Source organism: Pedosphaera parvula Ellin514 (assembly GCF_000172555.1).
Classification (GTDB): domain Bacteria; phylum Verrucomicrobiota; class Verrucomicrobiia; order Limisphaerales; family Pedosphaeraceae; genus Pedosphaera.
The window spans coordinates 23,404-46,843 of the sequence record NZ_ABOX02000048.1; the positions used below are offsets into that span (position 1 = coordinate 23,404).

The 23,440-nt window shown below is 52.2% G+C and carries 17 protein-coding genes; 6 read left to right on the forward strand and 11 right to left on the reverse strand.

Annotation, left to right across the window (positions count from 1 at the left end; genetic code table 11):
* Positions 1–361 precede the first annotated feature (361 nt).
* Positions 362–1,576, reverse strand: a complete 1,215-nt coding sequence (locus CFLAV_RS25630; RefSeq protein ID WP_007417790.1) for a patatin-like phospholipase family protein — start codon at positions 1,574–1,576, stop codon at positions 362–364.
* Between the two features lie 355 nt (positions 1,577–1,931).
* Here CFLAV_RS25630 and CFLAV_RS25640 point away from each other — a divergent pair, with 355 nt between their 5' ends.
* Positions 1,932–4,958: an outer membrane protein assembly factor BamB family protein gene (locus CFLAV_RS25640; protein WP_007417791.1), complete on the forward strand. Its 3,027-nt coding sequence runs from the start codon at positions 1,932–1,934 to the stop codon at positions 4,956–4,958.
* A 68-nt stretch (positions 4,959–5,026) separates the two neighbouring features.
* Here CFLAV_RS25640 and CFLAV_RS35215 read toward each other — a convergent pair whose 3' ends face one another.
* Positions 5,027–5,260: a hypothetical protein gene (locus CFLAV_RS35215; RefSeq protein ID WP_007417792.1), complete on the reverse strand. Its 234-nt coding sequence runs from the start codon at positions 5,258–5,260 to the stop codon at positions 5,027–5,029.
* Between the two features lie 238 nt (positions 5,261–5,498).
* Entirely contained in the window at positions 5,499–7,127 is a 1,629-nt protein-coding gene (locus tag CFLAV_RS25645) for an ABC transporter permease (protein WP_007417793.1), read from the reverse strand.
* A gap of 437 nt (positions 7,128–7,564) precedes the next feature.
* On the opposite strand from CFLAV_RS25645, the gene CFLAV_RS25655 reads away from it, so the two are divergent.
* The 3 genes from CFLAV_RS25655 to lepB all read left to right on the forward strand — a co-directional run bounded on the left by CFLAV_RS25655 (position 7,565) and on the right by lepB (position 10,012).
* Positions 7,565–8,770, forward strand: coding sequence for a DUF4097 family beta strand repeat-containing protein (locus tag CFLAV_RS25655; RefSeq protein WP_007417794.1), 1,206 nt, complete (start codon positions 7,565–7,567; stop codon positions 8,768–8,770).
* 25 nt (positions 8,771–8,795) lie between these two features.
* Positions 8,796–9,257, forward strand: a complete 462-nt coding sequence (locus CFLAV_RS25660) for an OsmC family protein (protein WP_007417795.1) — start codon at positions 8,796–8,798, stop codon at positions 9,255–9,257.
* Positions 9,258–9,523: 266 nt separating this feature from the next.
* A complete protein-coding gene (gene lepB, locus CFLAV_RS25665; protein WP_160164660.1) occupies positions 9,524–10,012 on the forward strand; it encodes a signal peptidase I in 489 nt (162 codons plus the stop codon).
* 24 nt (positions 10,013–10,036) lie between these two features.
* On the opposite strand, the gene CFLAV_RS25670 is transcribed toward lepB, so the two are convergent.
* Both CFLAV_RS25670 and CFLAV_RS25675 read right to left on the reverse strand, forming a co-directional pair.
* On the reverse strand, positions 10,037–12,289 hold the full coding sequence (locus tag CFLAV_RS25670; protein ID WP_237712466.1) for a fibronectin type III domain-containing protein: 2,253 nt from the start codon (positions 12,287–12,289) through the stop codon (positions 10,037–10,039).
* Positions 12,290–12,845: 556 nt separating this feature from the next.
* A complete protein-coding gene (locus CFLAV_RS25675; protein ID WP_007417798.1) occupies positions 12,846–13,634 on the reverse strand; it encodes a DUF1559 family PulG-like putative transporter in 789 nt (262 codons plus the stop codon).
* 149 nt (positions 13,635–13,783) lie between these two features.
* Here CFLAV_RS25675 and CFLAV_RS25680 point away from each other — a divergent pair, with 149 nt between their 5' ends.
* Positions 13,784–14,260 carry a hypothetical protein gene (locus CFLAV_RS25680; RefSeq protein WP_007417799.1) on the forward strand — a complete coding sequence of 159 codons (477 nt, stop codon included), beginning with the start codon at positions 13,784–13,786 and terminating at the stop codon, positions 14,258–14,260.
* Between the two features lie 168 nt (positions 14,261–14,428).
* On the opposite strand, the gene CFLAV_RS25685 is transcribed toward CFLAV_RS25680, so the two are convergent.
* Genes CFLAV_RS25685 through CFLAV_RS25700 form a run of 4 tightly spaced genes read right to left on the reverse strand, consistent with a single transcriptional unit; the run spans position 14,429 to position 18,451 of the window.
* The gene (locus CFLAV_RS25685; RefSeq protein ID WP_007417800.1) at positions 14,429–15,397 is read right to left on the reverse strand and encodes an ABC transporter ATP-binding protein; all 969 of its coding nucleotides are present in this window, start codon (positions 15,395–15,397) and stop codon (positions 14,429–14,431) included.
* A complete protein-coding gene (locus CFLAV_RS25690; protein ID WP_007417801.1) occupies positions 15,394–16,362 on the reverse strand; it encodes an ABC transporter ATP-binding protein in 969 nt (322 codons plus the stop codon). Before CFLAV_RS25690 ends, CFLAV_RS25685 begins: the two co-directional genes overlap by 4 nt.
* A 22-nt stretch (positions 16,363–16,384) precedes the next feature.
* A complete protein-coding gene (locus tag CFLAV_RS25695; protein WP_007417802.1) occupies positions 16,385–17,485 on the reverse strand; it encodes an ABC transporter permease in 1,101 nt (366 codons plus the stop codon).
* The gene (locus tag CFLAV_RS25700) at positions 17,486–18,451 is read right to left on the reverse strand and encodes an ABC transporter permease (protein ID WP_007417803.1); all 966 of its coding nucleotides are present in this window, start codon (positions 18,449–18,451) and stop codon (positions 17,486–17,488) included.
* 319 nt (positions 18,452–18,770) lie between these two features.
* On the opposite strand from CFLAV_RS25700, the gene galE reads away from it, so the two are divergent.
* Positions 18,771–19,742: a UDP-glucose 4-epimerase GalE gene (gene galE / locus CFLAV_RS25705; RefSeq protein ID WP_007417804.1), complete on the forward strand. Its 972-nt coding sequence runs from the start codon at positions 18,771–18,773 to the stop codon at positions 19,740–19,742.
* On the opposite strand, the gene CFLAV_RS36695 is transcribed toward galE, so the two are convergent.
* Both CFLAV_RS36695 and CFLAV_RS25715 read right to left on the reverse strand, forming a co-directional pair.
* The gene (locus CFLAV_RS36695; protein WP_150107594.1) at positions 19,739–19,945 is read right to left on the reverse strand and encodes an addiction module protein; all 207 of its coding nucleotides are present in this window, start codon (positions 19,943–19,945) and stop codon (positions 19,739–19,741) included. The two genes, galE and CFLAV_RS36695, sit on opposite strands and share 4 nt — an antisense overlap.
* A gap of 365 nt (positions 19,946–20,310) precedes the next feature.
* A complete protein-coding gene (locus CFLAV_RS25715) occupies positions 20,311–23,433 on the reverse strand; it encodes an efflux RND transporter permease subunit (protein ID WP_007417805.1) in 3,123 nt (1,040 codons plus the stop codon).
* Between the last annotated feature and the right edge of the window lie 7 nt (positions 23,434–23,440).

The following is a 23,440-nucleotide window of genomic DNA, read 5'->3' on the forward strand; positions in this document are numbered from 1 at the left end:
GCGACAACTACTAATTGCCGTCTTCTTGAATTATCATGAAATATTCTCCCGTTTGGTTACGTATTATATGTATAGGGCATCGTTGTAGGGATGTCCTATGGTTCGAATGACCAGTCTCAAGTCTTGAGACTGGTCTTTTTTATAAGGTATCTGCCTGTTACGAACTGGAAGGCAGTCATCGTAAATTCGTCATATCCCCAAGTGAGGTCACGGGGGAGCTACAAACAGTGTGGCCCGTGTCGCAACCAGCAAGGTTGGGCGTCTTCGCCTGTATGATCCTCGCGTTTATCCTTTGAGCATATGGAAAAACAAAAGTCGATGACTGGACATTAAAGAATCCACCGTGTCAGAGAACCCCTGGTCAGGAGAGCTGCTCCACCCGTCGCGTCCTGCCCGAAGGTTTGGTGCTGTTGGGAAAGTAGGAGTCCAGCAAATGTCCGTCAGCAAAGGTGCGAACCACAGAACCAATCGCGTGCAGTTTGCGATATTTTTTATGTTCGCGGTGAAGCTGTGACATTTTCCTTAAAGCTCTCTCCATGTCCCGGCAACCTTGATCGGATCGAGCGAGGATGGAGGATTGGGAAAACTCGCAGTCGCAGGTCGGTACTTCACTGGGCGGCTTGCGGTAGATGATATGCAGAATGTCAAACAGCGTTGGCGCTACCGCTTCGTGCAATTGTTTCGTCACTTGACGCAGACGGGGGCGGCCTGCGGGCTTCTGCTGCACCACGTGGTGCAGCAAGTGTGCCAGATAATGCCGGTCGGCCACCTGCCTGCTTTGGTTCCGCGTCCGGCTGCTGAACTGGAGTTCCTTTATCGTCAGAAGCACTTCATCCATATTTTGGGGCTCCTGACCGTTCGGTCCAAAGAGGTCGATCATGAAGCAAAGCGTATTCTTGTGGGCGGCCGCGTCGTATATTCCGTCTAGTGGAGTGTTGGACAGGCAGCCGCCATCCCAATAAAGTTGGCCATTGATGGAAGTGCCGGGGAATCCCGGAGGCATGGCTCCGCTGGCCACAACATGAGTCACATTCAGTTTGCAGACTCTGCTGTCAAAGAAATGCTGATGGCCGTTCCGGACGTGGGTGGCCCCGAGGATGAGGCGTGCTTTTTTCCGGACGTTAATGAGGTCAAAATCGACATATTTAGCGAGAGTTGTCTCCAGTGCGGCGGTGTCGTAAAAGCTCGTGGCCCCCAGCGACCCGGCGGGTTGATATGGCGGAGTGGGAAAGCGGGGCATAAAGAAGCTGGGCTGGCCAAAGAGAAAACCTTGGTAGGAACTGAATTGATTGTGCCATTTCTTGAGATCGGCCAGGCCCTCCGGAACCCTGAAAAAGTCCGGCCAGGCGATCTCCTTCCAAAATGCGTTCAGCTGGCTGACCCGGTTCTGAGGCTCATTTCCGGCAATGATGGCGGCAGTAAACGCCCCGATGGAAATGCCCGCAATGATATCAGGTGAATAGTCGGCCGCTTCCATCGCCTTGAGCGCGCCAATATGATACGCGCCGAGAGAACCGCCGCCCTGGCAGGCCAGGGCAATGCAATCGTAGTCATGAGCCTTTCGGCTTTTCTTCATTCTCTTCATCCTCTCCTCCAGTTCGGCAGTGCGGCATTATTTGTATTGGCAGGCTGGTAAAAAACTTCCCGGGGTTTAGGCTCGGGGGCTTTTATACCAACCCCTCGCTCGGTTGACCACTGGGTGCGAACCCCATACCCTCGTAATTGCCATCTGGTAACACCGACGTCTTAATCATGCTCACCGGCAATGAAGTTGCACCTCCTGCCCAATCACTAGTCTCAGCAGGAGCTTTCCGAAACAAGTCAGCCAGGTTGCTACCGGCTCAACTTGGTTTCCAACCCGTCTCTCTGCACCTCCCATCACTTGATTTCCTTGACCAATTCACACGTCTGCTATTCATTGCCTCCAATCAATGAACAGGTTCCTCACACTTTGCATCGCCGCTCTACTTTGTCTTCCCTTCTTCGCACTCCCAGGGCATGCGCAACTTGCAGCTGCGAAAGACCCCGCCAATCTCAACACCGCCCTTTTCAACCATACCAATCTCGTGGCCTGGTGCATCGTTCCCTTTGATGCGAAAAAGCGTGGCCCGGAGGAACGCGCCGCCATGCTCGAAAACCTCGGTTTCAAACTCTTCGCCTACGATTACCGCGCTGAACACATCCCCTCGTTTGATGCCGAGATTGAAACTCTCCGACGTCATCACATCCAACTCCTCGCCTGGTGGTTTCCAACCGCCATGAACGACGAAGCCCGTCTCATCCTTGACCTCCTGAAACGTCATAACCTCCAACCTCAGCTCTGGGTGATGGGTGGTGGCGAGGCAACCCATGGCGCCAAGGAACAAACTGCGCGCATCGTTTCCGAAGCCGCACGCATTCGTGCCATCGCCGAAGCCGCCGCGCAAATCCACTGCACCGTCGCTCTCTATAACCACGGCGGTTGGTTCGGCAATCCTGACAACCAGATCGCCATCATCACTCTGCTCCGATCTCAAGCCGTCACCAATGTCGGCATCGTTTACAACCTCCATCATGGCCACGATGATCTAGATCGCTTTCCCGAGTTATTGCAACGAATCAAACCTTACCTGGTCGCGCTCAACCTGAATGGCATGGTTCGTGAAGGTGATAAACATGGCCAGATGGTTCTCCCCATCGGTCAAGGCGATCTCGATTTAAAACTTCTGCGAACCATCGCCACCAGCGGCTGGCAAGGGCCAATCGGGATTCTCAATCACACGGATGAAGATGCTGAAACACGGTTGCGCCAAAACCTCACCGGTCTCGATCACCTGGTCACCCAATTGCAACAACCCACAGAAAATCCCCGGCATGCCACCGATTACTGGGCCGTGGAGGATGCCAGGGAACGTGAAAAACTCCCTCTCTATCAGGAAATCCCCGCTGCTAAACCGGACGAACTGACTCCCGCACAGGCAACGCCCAAACCGGAATCCTTTCTCATCTGGCATCGGTCACAAGGCGACAACGCCGGCACGCGTTACTCCGGCCTGACCCAAATTACCTGCCAGAACGTCAAAGACCTCCAGGTCGCCTGGACTTATCATTCCAAGGACGCCGCCGGAAATATCCAGTGCAATCCCATTATCGCCAACGGCGTGATGTTTGCGCCAACTCCCGGCAAATGCATCGTGGCGGTCAATGCTGCCACGGGCGAAGAACTCTGGCGCTTCAAACCCGATGGCCGCCCCGCCTTTCGCGGCCTGATCTACTGGACCGGGAGCAACGGTATCAGCGAAAGGGTTATGTTTTGCGCGGGCAGGTTTCTTTACGCTCTCAATCCGAAAACAGGGCACCTACTGACCGATTTTGGACGCGATGGCCGTATCGAACTGCCCGGCGCGGCTCAAGGCGACTTCGGAGCTGCCACCGCCGCACCCGCCATTTACGATCACACCATTATCGTGCCCGGCTTTGAGAAGGACGTTTGGGCTTTCGATGCCGTCACCGGTGCTCATCGTTGGACTTTTCACACCATCCCTCAGCCCGGCGAGTTTGGAGCGGATACCTGGGACCGTCTTGAGCATTACGGTGCGAATTGTTGGGCCGGCATGGCGCTGGACGAAACTCGCGGCATCGCGTTCATCACCACCGGTTCGCCCAAGGAAAATTTCATCGGCACACGCCATCTTGGTCAAAACCTTTTTGCCAACTGCCTCATTGCGCTTGATGCCCGCACCGGAAAACGTCTCTGGCATTTTCAAGAGATACGCCACGACATCTGGGATTTGGATATCCCCGCACCGCCCAACCTGACCACCATCACGCGGGATGGGAAGCGGATCGATGTCGTCACTGCCGTCACCAAAATCGGCAACACTCTCCTCCTTGATCGCGTCACCGGAAAACCGATCTTCCCCTTCCGCCTGCGTCGCGCACCCACCAGCGATCTGCCCGGCGAACAAACCTGGCCTTACCAACCCGATCTTGAACTCCCTCAGCCTTTCGCCAAACAAGACTTCACGCTCGCCGACATTACCGATCGCTCCGACGAAGCGCACGAATATGTCCTCAGCAAGTTCAAGAGTTCCACTACCGGGTGGTTCCGTCCCTTTAGCGAAGGCAAAATGAACCTCTTTTTCGGTCTGCTCGGCGGAGCGGAATGGACCGGCGCCTGTGTCGATCCAACCACCGGACGGCTCTATGTCAGTGCCAACCGAATTCCCTGGATTATTTCACTCTTCCGCGACGATGATCCGCCTGACGACCCACATGCACCCAAGACTCCCGGTCAGGTTGTCTACGAACAACGTTGCGCAGCCTGCCATGGCAATAACCGCATCGGCATCGCCACCTGTCCTCCATTGCGTGGACTGCGCCACCGCATGACCGATGCAGCCATCGTTCAACAAATCCGTAACGGAAAAAATTCCATGCCCGGCCAGCCTGATATCACCGAAACAGACCTTAAATCCCTGGTCGATTTTCTGTTGCTCCGCGATCGTCCATTGCCAGTCTCCACGGAAAAATCTGAACGTCCTCGGTACAGCTTCAATGGCTACAACAAGTTCGTCGATCAGGATGGATATCTCGCCAGCAAACCACCGTGGGGCACGCTCAATTGCATCGATCTCAATACCGGCAAAATCGCCTGGCGGGTTCCTTTGGGCGAACACGAAGAATTGACGAAACAGGGAATTAAGAACACCGGCACGGAAAACCTTGGCGGGCCCATTGTCACCGCTGGCGGCCTCGTCTTTTGCGCCGGCACTCGCGATAATAAAATCCGCGCCTTCGATAAGGAAACCGGCCAGGAACTTTGGTCAGCCAAATTGCCTTGGACCGGCACAGCCCCGCCAGCCACCTACGAAGTCAACGGCCAACAATTCGTCGTTGTCGCGGCAACTGGTGGCGGCAAATTGGGCACTCCCACAGGCGATGCTTACGTTGCCTTCGCGCTGCCGGCACGAAGATAAAGATCGTTACTCCTCACTGCCATCTAAACAGGAACACCCGCAGTCGATCACTGATTAAAAATGCGCGGTTAAAGACCACTTCCTGTGGACCCGCCTCCGAGGCCGGTGCCTGCACCGACGCCCGCAGTACCAGTCCCCACGTCCAGCTCACCGGTGCTCCAGCGGCTGGCTGGGTTTCGAGCAGCGCTGGTATTGTGCTGATATGCACCCCCAACGCCCCCCATACCACCCTGACTAGTGCTGCTGCATCCCACGAAATTCAATATCCAACCAGATATTACAAATACTAATAGTAATTTCATGGGGTAAACCTCATCGCTCCCGGGTCACAATTGCCATTGGGGGATTAACCTCCTCCTTTCAGCGGTTATACCGAATGCCAAAAGAAATTTCCGAATGGCAGGAGGGATTTTGGTTTGAGGCGATCGCTTCTCCTCCCTTTATGCAGCCCAATAACCCGAGTTTCTGGAATCTGAATGAGATCAAACCATCGCTCCAAATGTGCGCTCTATTTTGCGCGTTCCGCTCCGAATGAATATCTTACTTTGCCAACCCAAGGGAGCCCGATGAGTTCCGGGAAAACCGTTTTAGGGCAAGCTCGCGAAAATTGCGTGTTAATTGCCAATGGGCGGTGAAACCAAAGACACCATCAGCCAGCACCCCGAATGCGAACCACCAGCCTAGATAGAATTTCCAACCCGGCTCCGGTATCCCCAGCCATGCCAGGATGTTTGCGATCACTGCCACCGCGCCCAGAAGCAACCATGGCACGATCATTACCCGCGTGATCGTGCTTACACTTGCATGGTTCGGACTTTGAGCGGTTAGCGCTGTTGCCATCGCAACCCAACTCAAAGCCACCGCATCCGCGATCAGCATTACGCTCCCGTAAATCGACATGGTCAAGATCTTCGCGGTGAACTGGGGCGATTCTCCGGCTGCTACCCACATAAAAGCTAATTCCAAAACGATCACGACCAGCACCGGCACGAGAAACTGTCGTCGCAAGGCCAGAAGTTGTCCCCGCAATATGTCCTGCACACTCAGACGTGTGGAGAGTAATAATTCCAAAGCACCTGCTTTTTGATCTTCCGCCAACCGTTGCCCTGCCTCCAGGGCAATCCACAGCTTGAGGGCTGAATTCACAATCAATGCCATGGTCACGCCCGTCGTTACATCCAGCCACAGGCGTCCTGCAGACATCCAGCCAGAGATCCACCAACCTCCCATCAAGCCAAGAAACAACCAGACGTGCAGCGGCTTCATCCTCGCCCGGCTCGCCAGCCAATAAATCGCATTCACATCCAGCAGGCGTCTTCGAAATACTTTCCGTTTCGCCGCTCCTCCATAGTTCACTGCCTGCCGAAGCTCGCGCCATCTCTTCCTTCCAGCAGGCGCTGGTTTGTCCTGCCAAAATCGGGGAACGATCATGCACGCCAGCACGACCAGCAGCCAGGTGAGGCCATGAACCACCGCCAACGAAATCCAAAAATGCTCCTTAAGCCCGGTATAGGGAGCGTCAAAACTGAGATAAAAGGAATAAAATGGACAGGCCAGCAGCAATTCAGGAATGAACCTGTGCGGAGCCCCGAGTGCAGCCACTGCCCCTGCGCACGCAGGAAGTGCGGCAACCAGTAATAGGAACAAAAGGAAGTTGGCGCCAAACGCCTGACGACTATCCCGGCTGAACGAGGAAACAAATACTCCGATTGCGAGTGAAAACAAACAGGTATTTATGAGCACCACCACCATCCGCCAAAATTCGCCATTCGTCACGCCGCCCATGAGCAGCGGCACCGCCAGCACTGGGAATACCGCCAGCAATCCATAAAAACCATTCACGGACGTCGCGGCCAACTTGCCACACACCACGTCATACCCTTTCAGGTCGGTCAGAAACAACAATCCCAGTGTTCCCTCTCGTTTCTCTTCACTCAGGCAATCTGCCGTCGAACGCCGCCCCGCTGCCAGGCAATACAACAGACAGAGAAACGACAGGGCTTGGAATAGGACATGCCCCCGCTCCTGCGGTGGCCTTCCGGCCCCCGCTACATAAACGAAAACCCCAAGCACGATCGCAATCAGGGCCATCGCCATGCGGGTCAGGTACGTGCCACGCCTGCGCGCAGTAACACGCAACTCGCGATCCACAATGGGCAGGAATGTCATGCCTTGGTAAAATCATTCTCGAAAATTACCGGCCGTATGTCAATGACATCACCGCGCCCCGGCCATCTTCGGTTCGTCAGGCAGGGCAGACGCATCTAAATGGGTTCTGCCCCCAGAAGTTTTTGCCGCCACACCATTTTTCTCGACACGAAGTTCCAATCATTTTTAAACTACCCGCATTGGGGGCAGGCAATGCGGGTAGTTTATTTCATGGCTGGTTCGTTTAAAATATGTTGGCTGGGGTGCCTCAATTCATGAAGCATTAGCCGTGGCAGGATTTCGGAGCTGCGCCAATTCGCAGAACCAAATGTTTTTCCGCCGGATTGCGGTGGCATTGAGATGCGTCTGTCCTGGTTCGTGAGGACGATTCCCTTGTCATTGCCTCTGGCATCGTGTATAAGAGCCTTGGAAGTAAACGCACCCGTCAACTAATCGAAATGAAAACCTTTCGTCACAAACATGCTTTTCGACTGATTTGCCTGCTCAGCGCGTCCACCTTGTCCCTCGCGGCCGGTTGTGTGTATGTCCACGATTCCAGTTATAGTTACTCCAGCAGTGATTTCACGGCTGTGGCCTCTCAGACCCGCAAGGGAGAGCTTCCTGCCGACCTCAAAATCCTGGATGTGGAGAATCATTTCGGCGCCGTCCACGTCGTCGCCACCGACAATGGCCCCGCACAATTCACCTGGAAACTGACTGTTCACGCGCGCACCGATGTCCTGGCATCCAACGCTCTCGCGGTGGCACGTTGCGAGCCTGTGCGTAATGGCGATCGCGTTCAGTTGATCCTCATCCCGCCTGATACCGCTGACCGTTTGAGTTATCAATCCGACCTGGAAATTCAAATTCCAAAGGCCACTGCCTTGCGCACGCAAAACCATTTCGGGGCAACGACGATCGTTGGCCTCGCCGGGGACGTGGAAGTCGAAGGGCAAAACGGCTCGGTTGAACTGCGCAACCTCGACGGCAAGGTGCAGGCAAAAACTTCCTTCGCTTTGCTAAGGGTCGATACTTCCGGTCCTGCTTCGTTAAAAAATCAAAACGGACCGATTGAAGCCGTCAACATCCATGGTTCATTGGATGCCGAAACAAGTTTTGCCAGCCTGACAGCGCGAGGCGTCAATGGCCCGGTTAAACTGCACAATCAGAACGGTCGCATCGAGGCCCTGCAAGTCAAAGGCAATGCAGATTTGAAAACCTCCTTTGCTGATTTGGTTGCTCAACAAGTGGAAGGCGATGCCGCATTGGCCAATCAGAACGGCCGCATCAGCGCTCGCGATATCACCGGCTCAGTAAAAGCGGGCACCTCCTTTGCTACTTTGGAAGTCGAAGGCACCGGTCCAAGCTTTATCTGCCATGACCAGAACGGGTCAATTCATCTGCGCGCCTCTTCCACTGATCTCGCCAAAATCGACGCCCAAACCTCTTTCGGCACGATTGAAGTGAGTTTGCCTGCCGGATTAAAGCCGGCCATCCAGGCTCACACCAGTTTCGCGGAAATTGAATCCGATTTTCCTGTGCTCCTGAAACCCAAAGGTCAGGAGGTCTTTGCTGACATTGAAGCTGGCACGCCGCGCGTCACCCTGCAAAATCAAAACGGAGGCATCAGAATCCTGCGCGAAAAAGCCACCGCTGCACGTTAAACGAAGTTTTCTAATACTTCATAAAATGTCTGAACATAAAGCCATTATTTGTTGGAAAAGAACCAGCCCCGATTTCCTCAAGGGCAGGTATTCACGCGAACACACCTGGACTTTCGATGGCGGAACCACAATTCCCGCTTCACCTTCTCCGTCAGTTGTGCCCGTCCCCTATTCCAATCCCGCGCATGTCGATCCGGAGGAAGCCTTTGTCGCCTCCATCTCCAGCTGTCACATGCTCACTTTCCTGTATTATGCCGGCAAACAAGGCTTGGTCGTGGATAGCTACGAAGACGAGGCTGTCGGCGTAATGACGAAGAACGAAAAAGGAATTCCATGGGTGAGTGCCGTTACGCTCCATCCAAAGATTTCATACAGCGGCGAGAAGTTGCCTGCTCCAACCGACGAAGCACTACTCCATCACCTTGCTCACGAACATTGCTTTATTGCAAATTCGGTCAAATCAACGATTACCGTTGCCGGCTTCTGATCACGCCTTTCAATCATCGTGTCTTTCTCCCGCGCGGCTCTTCGCTCATCCCTCGATTTGAGAAAAGTTCCAATGTGTTAAGCGACAAATGCAAAGGGAAAAACCACCCTCTGAAGACAGCAATTTTGTTCTCCAAAGTGATTGTTGCCTGATAGTTAATCTGCTAGGTTCAGGAATGTTCTGATGCCAGAGGATAGATGAAAGATACGGATTCAATCGCCGCAAAATCAAAGACGGAAAGGCCTCGGTTTAGACTGTTCCGCTTTGTGCCCGAGAGCAGGCAGTTTCTGCTCATCCTCTGCATCTTTCTCGCCTCGATTGGAAGTTATTTTCTTATCAGCCGATTTCTAATAATGGCCGTCGAAATCAAAGGTGTGAGCATGAATCCCACACTCATCGATGGCGACAGATATCTCTTATACCGCTGCACTTATTTTTGGCGCACCCCTCGAAAGGGCGAAATCGTGGTCATAAAGGACCCCCAGGACCATGGTCTCTCCATCAAACGTATCGTGGCGCTTCCTGAGGACACAGTCGAAATCCGCCGTGATGGGGTCTATGTAAATCAGTATAAATTGAGCGAACCTTATCTCAGCCCGTCAGCTGTTAAAGCTTCAGGCGAAACACCTGTATCCCCTACCAAACTGGGCAAAAATTCCTACTTCGTTTTGGGGGACAATCGCAGCAAAAGCTTTGACAGCCGCTACTATGGAGCCGTGCAAAGGCACGAAATCCTGGGTTACATTTCCAAATGAGTTCTGGCCGGCTGGTCAGTACTCTCATTTTGAGGAAAATCCAAAGACACAATAAAACCTCTGCTGATCGCTCGGAACAGAATCAAACCAGTTGGCGCGGGAATCATTGGCCCACACATCCACACCCATATCCGTCCAATATGGATCATCCAGGGACATTTTGTACGCCACATGATAATGTCCTTCCACCACACTGTCCCAAGCAAGCATGATCCCGTCGCTGTAAGCATGAATGGAAACATTCGACACGCCATTTCCGGCAATGAAAACCGTATCCTGATTCGGCGTTCCTATTTGATAATTTGAATCAGGATTAAGGGCGATCACCAATCTCCTGTCTTCCACCGGACTCCAAACTGATTGTGGAAAAACGTCCAGTGTCACCGAAGCTGAACCTGCCGGAATGATAATCACCCCCACCATGTCACCGGTGGAGAGTTGATAATCAGACCATAACTGGGCAGTGCCGCTCAGAGTATACGCAACTGCGAGATCTGCAGATAAACCGCCGGTTCGCATCAACGTAAACGTCCCTGGAGTCGGAGCCAGACGAGATGCATAAGGAGCAGTGGCGCTGATGGTCACCACTGGTATTCCACTGGAAAATGAATCCACACCGGAGAAAATCCCCTGGCTGGCATTATAGTATGTGCCACTCGCCGTGTTCTCCAATTTCACGGCTCGGACCATGTAGCTATAAGTCCCCGCAAGCGCATTGAAGTCCGAATAACTGTTACCCATTACGAGAGAGTCGTTAACTCGCAGATAAGGGCCGTTGGTATCTGTTGCTCGATAAACGTGGTAACCGACGACAGAGTCGCTTGAAGAGTTCCAACTCAGGTAAACACCGCTGGAATCCGAAGTGCTTGCCAGATCGCCCGGCGGGCTCACGGAATGCATTCGCAACGTTGGATCACCCATCAATGCGATGTGAATTTGTGCAACGTCCTGGTTCGTCTGATTTTGGTAAAGGCCAGTGAAACCGTTGTTCTGCGTCAGACGGGTGCTGAACCCAATCGGTTCACCAAGTGCCATATGGTGACAGAACCAATGTGGACGGCCACTCCACGCGCAAGTCAGGCCCAAACTCGGCGTCGCCAGCACCGCGCGCATGATATTATCTTCAGAATCCCAATCCCCAAGCCAACTGCCAAACAATAGCGTGAAGACTGCTTTTACATCTGCCCCAACAAGATCGGTGGTCGTGCCTGTATCATATTGTCCCTGAGTCCCGATTCCACTAATGCTGTTAAATGATCCCCCTCCACATCCATAAGCCCACAAATATTGGTTATTTCCCAGCCACGGAATCCACGTTCCCTGATCGGGCAGGGATGCGATGTTCTCCGCCCCAAAGAAAGGAGCAAAGCTGCGCCAGCCACTCGCCGCATAGGCTTCACCATCATGAATTCCAAAATAATCCCCCACCAACCCGCGACGCGGTACGTCGATCAGCTTATGACGAAATTTGTGATCCTTGTTAAGGTAATTCCGCAGCAACTCCAGTTCGCTCGGAAATGTAGGAGGACTGTCGTAGCTTGGCTTTCCTGGCATATTTGCCAGGTCCACTCTTCCCACCATTAACCGAACCATGGCTGGCATGGTCGATTGATCGAACTTGCCGTCACCGGGAACATTCCAGTTCCGGGAATTATCCGCCGCAGCATCGTTGATTTGGTTATCGGTCCAGGAACCATCCATATCTCCATAGTACACGTCCGCCGGCCAGGCACCCTTGTGGTTTGGCGGGTGGCCATCCGGAACAATGTCACCGGAATACGGAACCGGTACATGGCCAAAAAGAAAAACCATCTGCACATTGTCTGGGTCCGCATCGTATTGCTCCTGAATCAGTCCCTTTACAGTGGTCACAGAATTGGTCCGAGAGACATCTTGACGGACCACAACCCAACCATCACCGACCATATCCTGTTGCAACTGAGCTAGCTCAGATTCCAACTCCGTAGCGTAGGTTTTATCCACGACCAGAATCAATTTGCCGCGAGACTCCGTCAGCGGGGCATCGATGCCAACATACGCGTAACCATACCCTTTGTAACCAGAGGCATCCTTCATGATCTGGTACTCATAAGCCTGGCCATAAGCAACATTGCCATCGATATAGTTGGTGCTGATTCCAGGAAGGAGGGTTCCCGGCCCCCACGCACTATCATCCAGCCCCTTGCGATACACTGTATAGCTGTTCGGTGTCGCGGAAGTATCCTGAGGCCACACCAGGGTAATTTGTGGAGGCGCTGTCTGTATGGTGGCGCTCACCCTCACTGAATAGTCCCAAGTCGCCTCAACGGCTACCACCGTTTGCACGGAGAAAACTAGGAACTGGAGCAGAGAGCACGTTTTCAGCAATTGAAAAAGATGCCGGAAGCACCCACTTTCGTTGGCACTTGGTCTCCAATCACACCGATTGTAGTGAGACATAGTCTTTTTCGAGTCTTTCTGAATCCTTCTGTACTGGCAGGAAACCTCGGTGACGATCTGCTCTCATTCAATGGGGTGTTAGGTCCCAGGAATTTGGCAAAGGACGGCTCCACGAGAAGCCCGACTTTAATGAACAACGATAACGCAATAATACCGCTGAGAAGTTGCACGAGTAATTAACGAGGACGTTGTCGTATTGGCTGCCTGAATGGTGAACACGGTTTAATCCCACCTTAAAATAAATTGAAAAATACGGATTCTCTCGAATTGAAATGAGACACGCGCCTCTCCTTGGGCCTCTGTCCGCCCCTAAAAGCGACAAAACAAATGGGCAACTTGTTTGCACAAGTTGCCCGTTGGAAATGACTGCTGATTGGCGGCCTATTGGCCAGACTTAATAAAAGGCGTAATTGGTCCGGCCTGTGTCGGTCACTGCCCAAAGATTCAGCGGCTTCAATCCCTCCCAATATTTTAAGAACCTTGCACCGCCATCCACAAACGCATGATTGGATCCACCCGATCCATTTGAAAAGCCGACGCTCGAGTGACGTCCCTTTTCGATTTGGTCGCTGTCGTTGCCGTATCCTTCATCAAAGTCCATGTAATATTGCCTCGAAAGATCAATGCTCACGCTCTTCTTTTCACCAAAGGCAATCGTGTCGGAAGGATGCGATACCGCAGCGTCCTTCATCCCTTGTGGGTAGGTCCCTGCCATATACTTGGCGAAATCATCTGTACTCAAAGCAGATGAAAAATAATCATTCCACCCATTAATCATGTAGCTTCTCGGGGCCGCATCAAAAGGATAATTAACCGGATCAGCAGTGTATGATTGCGGATGTGGATCGGTTGGGCAGACCAATATATTAGTGGTCTTGTACCCATCACTCAATGCGGAGGGCCAGCGGCTGGTCACCGAACGCGGCGGATAAAACCCTTCATTATCATCCGCGTAAAGCCGCAATGAAAGACCGAGTTGACGCAGGTTGTTAACGCATCCAATGCGACGACCGGCCTCCTTCGCCTTCGCGAGCGCGGGCAATAACATGCCAGCCAGAATGGCAATGATGGCAATCACCACCAGCAATTCCACGAGGGTGAAGCCGAGAATTTTATTCTTTGCATCATGCGCAACGAACTTCTCTTTCGTCTTTATCCATTTGTTTGCAATTTTCATATCCATAATAGTTTCTCTTGAGTGTGTCCTTTTTTAGGACGATATGGCGGATATCAACCCGGATTTAAACGTTCGAGCATGGCTTATGCCTTTTCCACAAAATTCTTCTGCCGCTCGAATAATTCCCTATCCCCATCGTCCATCTTCAAGCCTTTATGACTAAAAAGAACATTATTCTGATTACTGCGTTCCTCGTCCTGGTTGGCAGTATTTACTTTTACCTCTATAGGGACTTATTCAGAAAGGCGGATATTCAAATCAGCCACACAATTCGTGCAAAACGGGGATCGTTTCGGCGGCCCAACCCTAATCCCGATGCAGCGCCAGAGGATTTGATTATCTTCTCAATGAACCGTGATTACAACCTTACTGCGATAAGTGTTTTTTCCGCCGCTGAAATCGCCACAAATAGATTTGCTCATCCGCTTTGGGAACTGACAACCAAGTCAAATAGCGCTCCCACCTCCGTTTTCGCATATGGTGCTCATGTTAGAGGAATGCATCCGACCGTCAAAGGCGCTCAGCCTGCCCCGCTACAACCCAATGTCACCTATCGTCTGCGGATTGAAGCAGGTTCACAAAAAGGCGAACACGACTTTTCCATCGCCGACGATACAAATGTCGCCCAATAGAAACTTAGACAAGCTTCGCAACCTGATAGGTTACACTTTTAAATTAGAATTTTAAAATTCGTTGTTTGAATTACGATTGCCGAACACTCAAAACCTCCACATCTTGGGCCCAAAGACTAACACACCGCTAGATGGTGTGGTCTGAAGTATCCTGCAAAGAAAACTTTTCTATTTCGCGAAGTGACAAGCTGCCCAGTGACCGGGTGTCACTTCTCTCAATGCGGGAATTTCTGCCTGACATTTCGGAAACTCTGCAATCGGACAGCGTGGATGAAACGGACAACCCGACGGAGGATTAATTGGTGAAGGCACATCTCCCGCTAAAACGATGCGCTTTCTTTTCGTTTCAGGATCGACTTCCGGAACTGCTGAAATCAAAGCCTGAGTGTACGGATGTTTGGGAGCGCTGATGATTGCCTTGGCTTCCGCCAGTTCCACCACCTTCCCCAAATACATGACCATCACCCGGCGACTAATGTGCTCCACCACGGCCAGATCGTGCGCAATAAATAAATAAGCAATACCATGCTTCTGCTGCAGATCCTGGAGCAGATTGATGATCTGCGCCTGTACCGACACGTCCAGCGCGCTGACCGGTTCATCACAAACAATCAGCTTGGGTTCCACAGCCAGGGCGCGAGCGATGCCAATTCGCTGACGCTGCCCACCACTGAATTCATGGGGATAACGTTGGGCATAAATCGGGTCCAATCCCACTGACTTGAGTAATTCAGCAATTCTTTTCTGCCGCGCAGAAGAATTTTCAGCCAGATGATGAATATCAATCGCCTCGCCGATGATCTGTCCCACGGTCATGCGGGGATTCAACGATCCATAAGGATCTTGAAAGATCATCTGGAATTTGCGCCGTCTGGCCCGCAACTCCGAACCGCTCAATCGCGCGATATCCTCTCCTTCGAAAAAAATATTTCCCGCCGTCGGCTCAACGAGTTTGACGATGGCACGTCCCAGGGTTGTCTTTCCGCAACCGCTCTCCCCCACCAATCCAAGCGTCTCGCCGGGTTTGATGCTGAAGCTGACATCATCCACAGCTTTCACAAAAGCATGCACGCGACTGAACAAGCCGTGCTTGACGGGAAAGTGCACTTTTAAATTATTGACTTCGAGGAGGCTCACAAATCTTTGGAATAAAGGCAGCGTACCCAGCGCTTTGGTTCAACTTCGATCAATTCCGGCATGGTGTTCGCGCATTCGGGGTGCGCTGCTGCTGATGGACAACGAGGATAAAACCGGCAACCAATTGGAAAATTACCCAGGCTGGGCACATTTCCCGGAATCGCCGTAAGCCGCTCCGCGGTACCATTGAGCTTCGGCACTGAATTCATCAATGCTTTGGTGTACGGGTGTAACGGTCGGCGCAGCAGGTCCAGCGCCGGAGCCATTTCAACCACCTGTCCCGCATACATGACCGCCAGACGATCCGCAATGTCTCCCACGATTCCCAAATTGTGCGTAATAAGAAGAATGCTCATTCCCATACGCTTCTTCAAATCCAGCAGCAGTTCCAAAATCTGCGCCTGAATGGTGACATCCAGCGCCGTCGTCGGTTCGTCTGCCACCAGGAGTTTTGGTTCCGAAGCCAAGGCCATGGCAATCATCACCCGCTGCTGCATTCCCCCCGACATTTGATGCGGATAATCTTTGATGCGCGATTCAGGCGCGGGAATTCCCACCAGTTTCAAAAGCCGGATAACTTCTGCGTCGGTTGCTTTTTCCGGACGATGCAGCTTGAGCGATTCCTTGATTTGGCTGCCCACTCGGAACACGGGATTTAATGATGCGCTCGGGTCTTGAAAAATATAGCTTACTACCCCGCCCCGGATGTCGCGAACCTCGTTCTTGGACATCTTGAGCACGTCTTTCCCGTTTAACAGAATCTCGCCACCAACATATTTGGCCGGTGGACTGGGAACCAACCGCGCAATGGAGAGGGCGGTAACGCTCTTGCCGCACCCGCTCTCGCCCACGAGGCAGACGGTTTCGCCCGAATCAATGGTGATGGAAACATCATCGACCGCTCTTAAATTGCGGCTTCCGGCAATGAAATCCAGCTTCAGATTTTTAATTTCAAGCAATGGCATTGGATTAATACTGCTTTTCCGTCTACTGGCTTTTCGTATCGACTGCGTCTCTTAAACCATCTCCGAGAAAGTTGAAAGCAAGAACGGTGACAAAAATGGCCACGCCAGGGGCCAGCAACCACGGATAATTGGTCAGATACTCGGGATTTTGCGCTGCATTCAACATGATTCCCCAACTCGCATCCGGCTCCTGAATACCCACACCTAAAAAGCTCAGCACCACTTCGCCCAATATGTAATACGGCACGCTGAGCGTAGCAGCAACGATTACGTATGAAAAGGTGCTGGGTAAAATATGTTTCAAGACAATTACTCTCCGGCTTTGACCAAGGGTTTTCGCGGCCAGCACAAACTGTCTCTCGCGCAGGGATAACGCCATGCCTCGGATTACCCGGGCCGAACTGGCCCAGCCTATCAAGCTCAATATGGCGATGATCAACAAATATACCTGGGTGGAACTCAAGCCCGGAGGAAAGGTCGCGCGCAAAGCCATGATCAAATACAAGGCGGGAATTGACATGATCAACTCGCAAAAACGCATGATTACACTATCAACTTTGCCGCCCAGGTAGCCGGAAACACCTCCAATAATCATCCCCAGGCTGAATCGAATGATGATGCCAATTAACCCAATGGAAAGGGAGATTTGCGATCCATATAAAAGACGCGACAGAATACACCGCCCATACTGATCTGTGCCCAAAAGATAAATCGGATGCTTGGGATCATCCGTCCCGAAAAGGTGCAAATTCGTCGGTATAAACCCAAACAATTTATATTTCTCGCCACGCACGAAAAACCGGACGGGCTCAAACTCTCCTGGTACCGGCCTGAATTTGAAAGAGCCGACTGGCTCATAGCGCTGGACCACCAAACGCCATCCATGGATTCGCAGGGCCATGGGCGCTTCAAAAAGTCGTTCCCGATCCTGTCGTTCATATCCGTAGGGTGCGATGAATCCGGCGAAAAGTGCCATCAAATAAAGAATTACGAGGATTATCGCCCCCAACATTGCCATGCGCTGCCCGCGGAGCCGCTTCAAGATCATTTGCGTCGGCGACGCAACCAGCGGGGTCGCTTGTGCGATCGCTTCGGTTCCTGAGGATTGCGGCGAGGTTTCCATCTATTTCAATCGAATCCGCGGGTCACTCCAGGCCAGGAGCAGGTCCGCAATAAAATTACCAGCCACCAACAATCCCGCGGCCATCACCACGCTGTCCACCACGAGAAAGTAATCCTTCGCCGAAAGCGCCTCAATGGTAAGCCGCCCCAGTCCGGGCCACGCCATGATGTTTTCAACAATAAACGCGCCGCTTAGCAGGCCAGCCAGGGAATAACCAAATATTGTAAGCAGAGGGTTAATGGCATTCCGCAGAACATGTTTATAAATGACCCAGCCCTCTGGCACCCCTTTGGCACGAGCGGTCGTTACAAACTCAGCACGTAAAGAGTCCAACAAATTCGACCTCATTTGCCGCATAATGCCGGCCAGTTCACCTGCCGCCAAAACAATGGTGGGAAGAATCAAGTGGTGAATCCGATCCATAAACTGCTGACCGGGAGTCATCAGGTCATAAAGCGGGCTTTGCGATCCACCCACCGGAAACCAGCCCGTGGACGCGGCCAACATCAATGCCAACAGTGCCAGTAACACATCAGGGATGGAAAGCCCCACAAACGCAATCAGGGAGCACAATCGATCAACCCAGGAATCCTTTTTCACTGCTGCCCAAATTCCCAATGGAATCGCCGTGCACCAGGCCAACACCGTGGCACAAAGCGATAATAGAAATGTATTCCACAAACGGCTCGCGATGAGATCGCTCGCAGAAGTCTTATAGGCGACTGAATAACCAAAATTGCCCTGCAGAGCACCCTTGAGCCAGTAGGCATATTGAATATACCAGGGTTTGTCCAGATGCCGCTCAGCACGTAATTGAGCTACCTTTTCAGGAGATATTTGGGGATTCTGCGCGAGCTGGGTGTAATAGTCACCCGGAGTCAGTGCCATCAGCAAAAATGTGAGCAGCGAAACGCCCAATAAAATTGGGATCAGATGCAACACACGTTTAATTATAAAGGACAACATTACGAACTAAGTCTTAGCGAAATCCGGGTCGGTAAATGGATAGCACAAAGCTATTTTTGTCCAGCCCTGCACGACATTTAATGATACTAAAATTTTGACCTCGGTTTGCTGCAGGGGTTTAGAGCGGCATCATTCTCGAAAACAAAACCCATGAATGCAAACTCACGAGCACAACTTACTCAATGTACGGAGCAAAGCCAAATATTTTAGGCATAACGCCTTGTGCACTTGTAAATCCGGCGAATTCCCCATTCTGTCGCCAATTTATGCTACGTCTTTTCAGATTGTGAGCTTTGGTGCCTGACATTACCTTCTCGCCATGAACGTTTTTGTCACGGGCGGAGCAGGCTATATCGGGTCAGTCTGCGTGGAGGAGTTGATCAAGGCAGGTCATCAGGTCACGGTTTATGATAATCTGTCTGAGGGACATCGCTCGGCAGTGGATTCACGAGCAAAATTCATCCTTGGACATCCGGAGAAGGAAAACGACCTTCGAAATGCCGTCCTCTCCACCAAACCGGAAGCAATCCTCCATTTTGCCGCCAGCACTCTCGTGGGCGAATCCATGACCGATCCCGGCAAATATTTTCACAACAATGTTTGCAACGGTCTCACACTTCTCAACGCCGCCGTCGAAGCCGGGGTTAAAAAATTCGTCTTCAGCTCCACCTGCGCCACTTATGGTCCGCCTGACAAGGTCCCCATGACCGAGGATTTGCCCCAACGCCCCATCAATCCCTACGGCGAATCCAAATTAATGTTTGAGAAAATGCTCAACTGGTATCATCAGGTTCACAAATTGGAATTTGTCGCTTTTCGTTATTTCAACGCCGCGGGCGCCAGCGAGCAGTTTGGTGAACATCATCGCATCGAAACCCATTTGATTCCCAACATTCTCAAAGTTCCGCTTGGCCAATCCAAACAATGCGACATTTACGGCACTGATTACCCAACTCCCGATGGCACCTGCATCCGCGATTACATCCACATCATCGATCTGGCCCAGGCTCACATGCTGGCCCTTGCCCCGGGCAAACAGGGTTTTTACAATCTTGGAAATGGCGATGGCTATTCGGTGCGACAGGTGATTGAAATGTGCGAAAAAGTGAGCGGGACCAAAATTCCGGCCATTGAGAAACCACGCCGTCCCGGTGACCCGCCTAAACTAGTGGCTGGCGCAGACAAAGCCATTCGTGAACTGGGCTGGAAACCGCAATATCCCAAGCTGCAAGACATCGTCACCACCGCCTGGAACTGGCATAAGCAGCATCCGAATGGTTACTCGGATTAGGAATTAAAACGGTTCTCCTGATCACGCCTGGAGCGAATACGCTTTTTGACCTCTTCCCAAGTGATTCCCGAAGCAGGCTCGCCCTGAAATCGTGCTTTTCGAGCACGAATTTCCTGAACCACTAATGGATGATCAGGCAGTGAATGTTGCTCTTCCGCAATCGAGTTCCGTAACTCCGCGACCAACTCCGATAACGCAATCATGTCAGGAGAATAGGCCTCAGCGCCCCATTGATCAAAAGCCAAATCAGGGCAGACGCATTTAAATGGGTTGTATCACAGAATTTTTGTCGCCACACAATTGCTCTCGACACGGAGTCCCTTCACTTTTAAACTACCCGCATTTCTTGGCCTAAATGCGGGTAGTTTACGTTATTCCGGGATGGTTCGTCTAAAACTTGCCGACCGGGTTTCTTAATTCATGAAGCATTCCGGAAGGTAGCATTTTGGAGTTGCGCCCATTCGTAAAACCGAGTGATTTCCACCGGATTGTGGTGGCGTTGAGATGCGTCCGCCGTGAGGGCCAGATTCAACGTTTACAAATACGGAGAGTTTGGCAAAGAGACGAGTTATTCATCCGTTTGTGCTGCCTTGCTAAACCGCCCAAATCGCAGAGCCAAAGTCGGCAGCACCAACAGATTCAGAACCGTCGAGGTAATCAAGCCACCAAGAATTACGATTGCCATCGGTCCTTCAATTTCACGGCCTGCTTCCCCGCTGCCAATCGCCAGTGGAAGTAAGCCAAGGGCCGTGACGATCGCCGTCATTAAAATGGGAATCAGCCGCTCCGAGGCTCCGCGCAACGCCGTTTCCAGACTCCAATTCATCCCTTCCACCTGCACGAGGTGTTCAAAATGTGAGATCATCATTATGGAGTTGCGCGTGGTAATTCCGAACAAGGTCACAAAACCCACCAGCGAGCCAATCGTCAATCCGCCTTCTCCGGGATCTCCAAAATAGGTCGTTAAAAACACTGCCAGAATGCCACCTACGAGCGCAAAAGGCACGTTGGCCAAAATCAGCAGAAGGTTCTTCCAATTCCCAGTGACAATTCCCAACAGGATTATAATCCCCACAGCGGAAATTGCTGAATTCAACAAGAGTTGCTGTTGTGCCTTCGCTGTCGCCTCTGCGGCGCCGCTAAACACTGCATAAGTTCCTTTCGGGAACATCACCTTGGAAACAATTTGCTTTCTCGCCTCAGCGGTAAATGAAGTCACATCCGCCCCCTCCGGCTTGCAAGTCACCACCTGCCGTCTCCGCGCGCCATCATGCATGATGGAATAGCGGCCCGTGGTAAGATAGACTTCCGCCAGTTGGTTCAAGGGCATCTGCAAACCTTCAGCACTCTTCAGCAACAATGAACCTACCTCCTCTGGTTCGCGCCAGTTTGCGCCATCCAAAATCACTGTCACGTTTGCCACTTTGTCACCTTCATGCACCTGGGCTACCACTGCTCCTTGATAGGCGGTTTGAACCGCTTCCAAAATGTCCACAGGACGAAAGCCAAATTGGGTCATGCGGTCCGGCCGTAATCGCACCGCCATTCTGGGAGCGCCCGGAGGCGACTTCACCTGCACATCCTTCGCGCCCTTGACAGTGCCTAGCACCTGCGCCACTGCGCGAGCCTTCTCATCAATCGTATCCAGGTCGTCGCCATAAACGTTAATAACTACCGGGGCGGTTTCCCCCGTGATTGTCTCCCCAATGCGGTCTCCTAGGAACGTCATCACTTCGAATTGAATTCCTGGATATTTCTCCAGCACGGCACGAATCTCTTTGGTCAATGTTTCCTGGTCTTCACCCGACACATCGGGTTTCAATTCTACATGGAATTCACAACGATGGCTCCCGAAAGTGTCCTCGCCCTGCTCTGCCCGTCCCACCTGCTGCTCCACTGTCGCGATATTCTTATTTTTCAGCAGTTCATCAGAAATCTCTTTTCCCATCTTCAACATCTCTTGCAACGATGTGCCGGGAATCATCTGCACACCCAGGACGAAGTGTCCTTCGCGGAACTCGGGGAGAAACTCGCTCCCAAAATGAGGCAACATCAACACTGCAGCGATGCATACGATTCCTACCACCGCCATGACTACCTTGGGCCAACGAGCAAGCGAGGTGATGATTCGCCCATAAAATCTCTTAAGCCAGACTTGTAGTCTTGGCTCCTTGGAATTGCGCACTCCCTTGGCAAAAAATATCAGTGATAAGGCCGGTGTCACCGTCAGGGCGACTGCCAGTGAAGCCATGATCGCGAAAACATAACTCAGTGCCAACGGAGCGAAAAAGCTCCCTTGTAATCCTGTCAACGTAAGCACCGGCAGGAATACCAGAGCCACCACGAACGTCGCATAAACCACTGCGCTGCGCACCTCAAGCGAGGCGTCCAGCACCACGCGGAAGGCAGATTTAGGCTTTGCCAGCTCCTGGTTCTCCCGCAACCTGCGGAAAATATTTTCCACATCAATGATGGCATCGTCCACCACTTCACCAATCGCAATCGCCAGGCCTCCCAAAGTAATCGTGTTCAGTGTTATGCCAAATTTATCCAACAGGATGATCGCCGTGAGCAGCGAAAGCGGGATGGCGGTAAGGGAGATGAATGCTGTCCTGAAGTGTCCCAGGAACAGGAATAAAACCACCCCTACCAAAATGCCGCCCATGTATAGGGAATGCTTGATGTTCTTGAGTGATACTTCGATGAAAGTTGCCGGCCGATGCAGTCGTGAATAGAGAGTAACTCCCTCCTGATCAAATATGGGCTGCATCTCTCTTAGCGCCGCCTCCACTGCCAGCGTCACCTCCATGGTGTTCGCTCCGTATTGGCTGGCGGTGGCCATCAATACGCCCGGTCTGCCTTGGATAAGCGCATCTCCCATTTTCGGCTCCGGCCCTTCCTTCACCTCGGCCACATCCTTCAATCGTACGCTCAGACCATTGGTGCGAACAATCACCACCTCGCCCAATGCTTCCGCGCTCAGCGCCTGCCCTTCCGTTTGAAGGACGATCCGCTGGTTGGCATTCTCCACAAATCCGGCCCCCATAACGCCAGTCGAGAGTTTGGCAACGTTCATTACATCGGAAATCGACAGATCATAGGCGCTCAAACGATCCGGCTTGGCCAAAATTTGCATCTCCCGCACCTGTCCTCCAAACACAATGCACCGCGCCACACCAGGGACAGAAAGCAATCGCGGCTTCACCGTCCAATCAGCCAGAGTGCGCAACTGCATCGGCGTGAGCTTGTCCGACACCAGACCAATTTTGAGCAAATCCATCGTCGCGGACGTGAGCGGAGACATGCGAGGCGTTTTAACGCTTACCGGTAGTTGCCCCGAGATCTCATTTAACTTTTCCGCCAACATCTGGCGTGCGACAAAGATGTCCGTTCCTTCTTTGAAGACTGCTGTGATGACTGATAGCCCCTGGATCGACTCGGAGCGCAACGAGTCCATCCCTCCCAGTCCGTTTACCGTGGTCTCGATGGGTCGAGTCACCAGCACTTCCACCTGCTCGGGCGAAAGCCCCGGTGCTTCTGTCTGGATTTCCACCTGTGGCGGCACAAAATTCGGAAAGACGTCGAGCTTGGAATGGGCTGCGACATACAAGCCATAGCCAAGCAGCACACAGGATAAAGCAATAAGGACGCCCCTGAACTTGAGTGAGAAATGAACGATGCGCTGGAGCATGGGAACT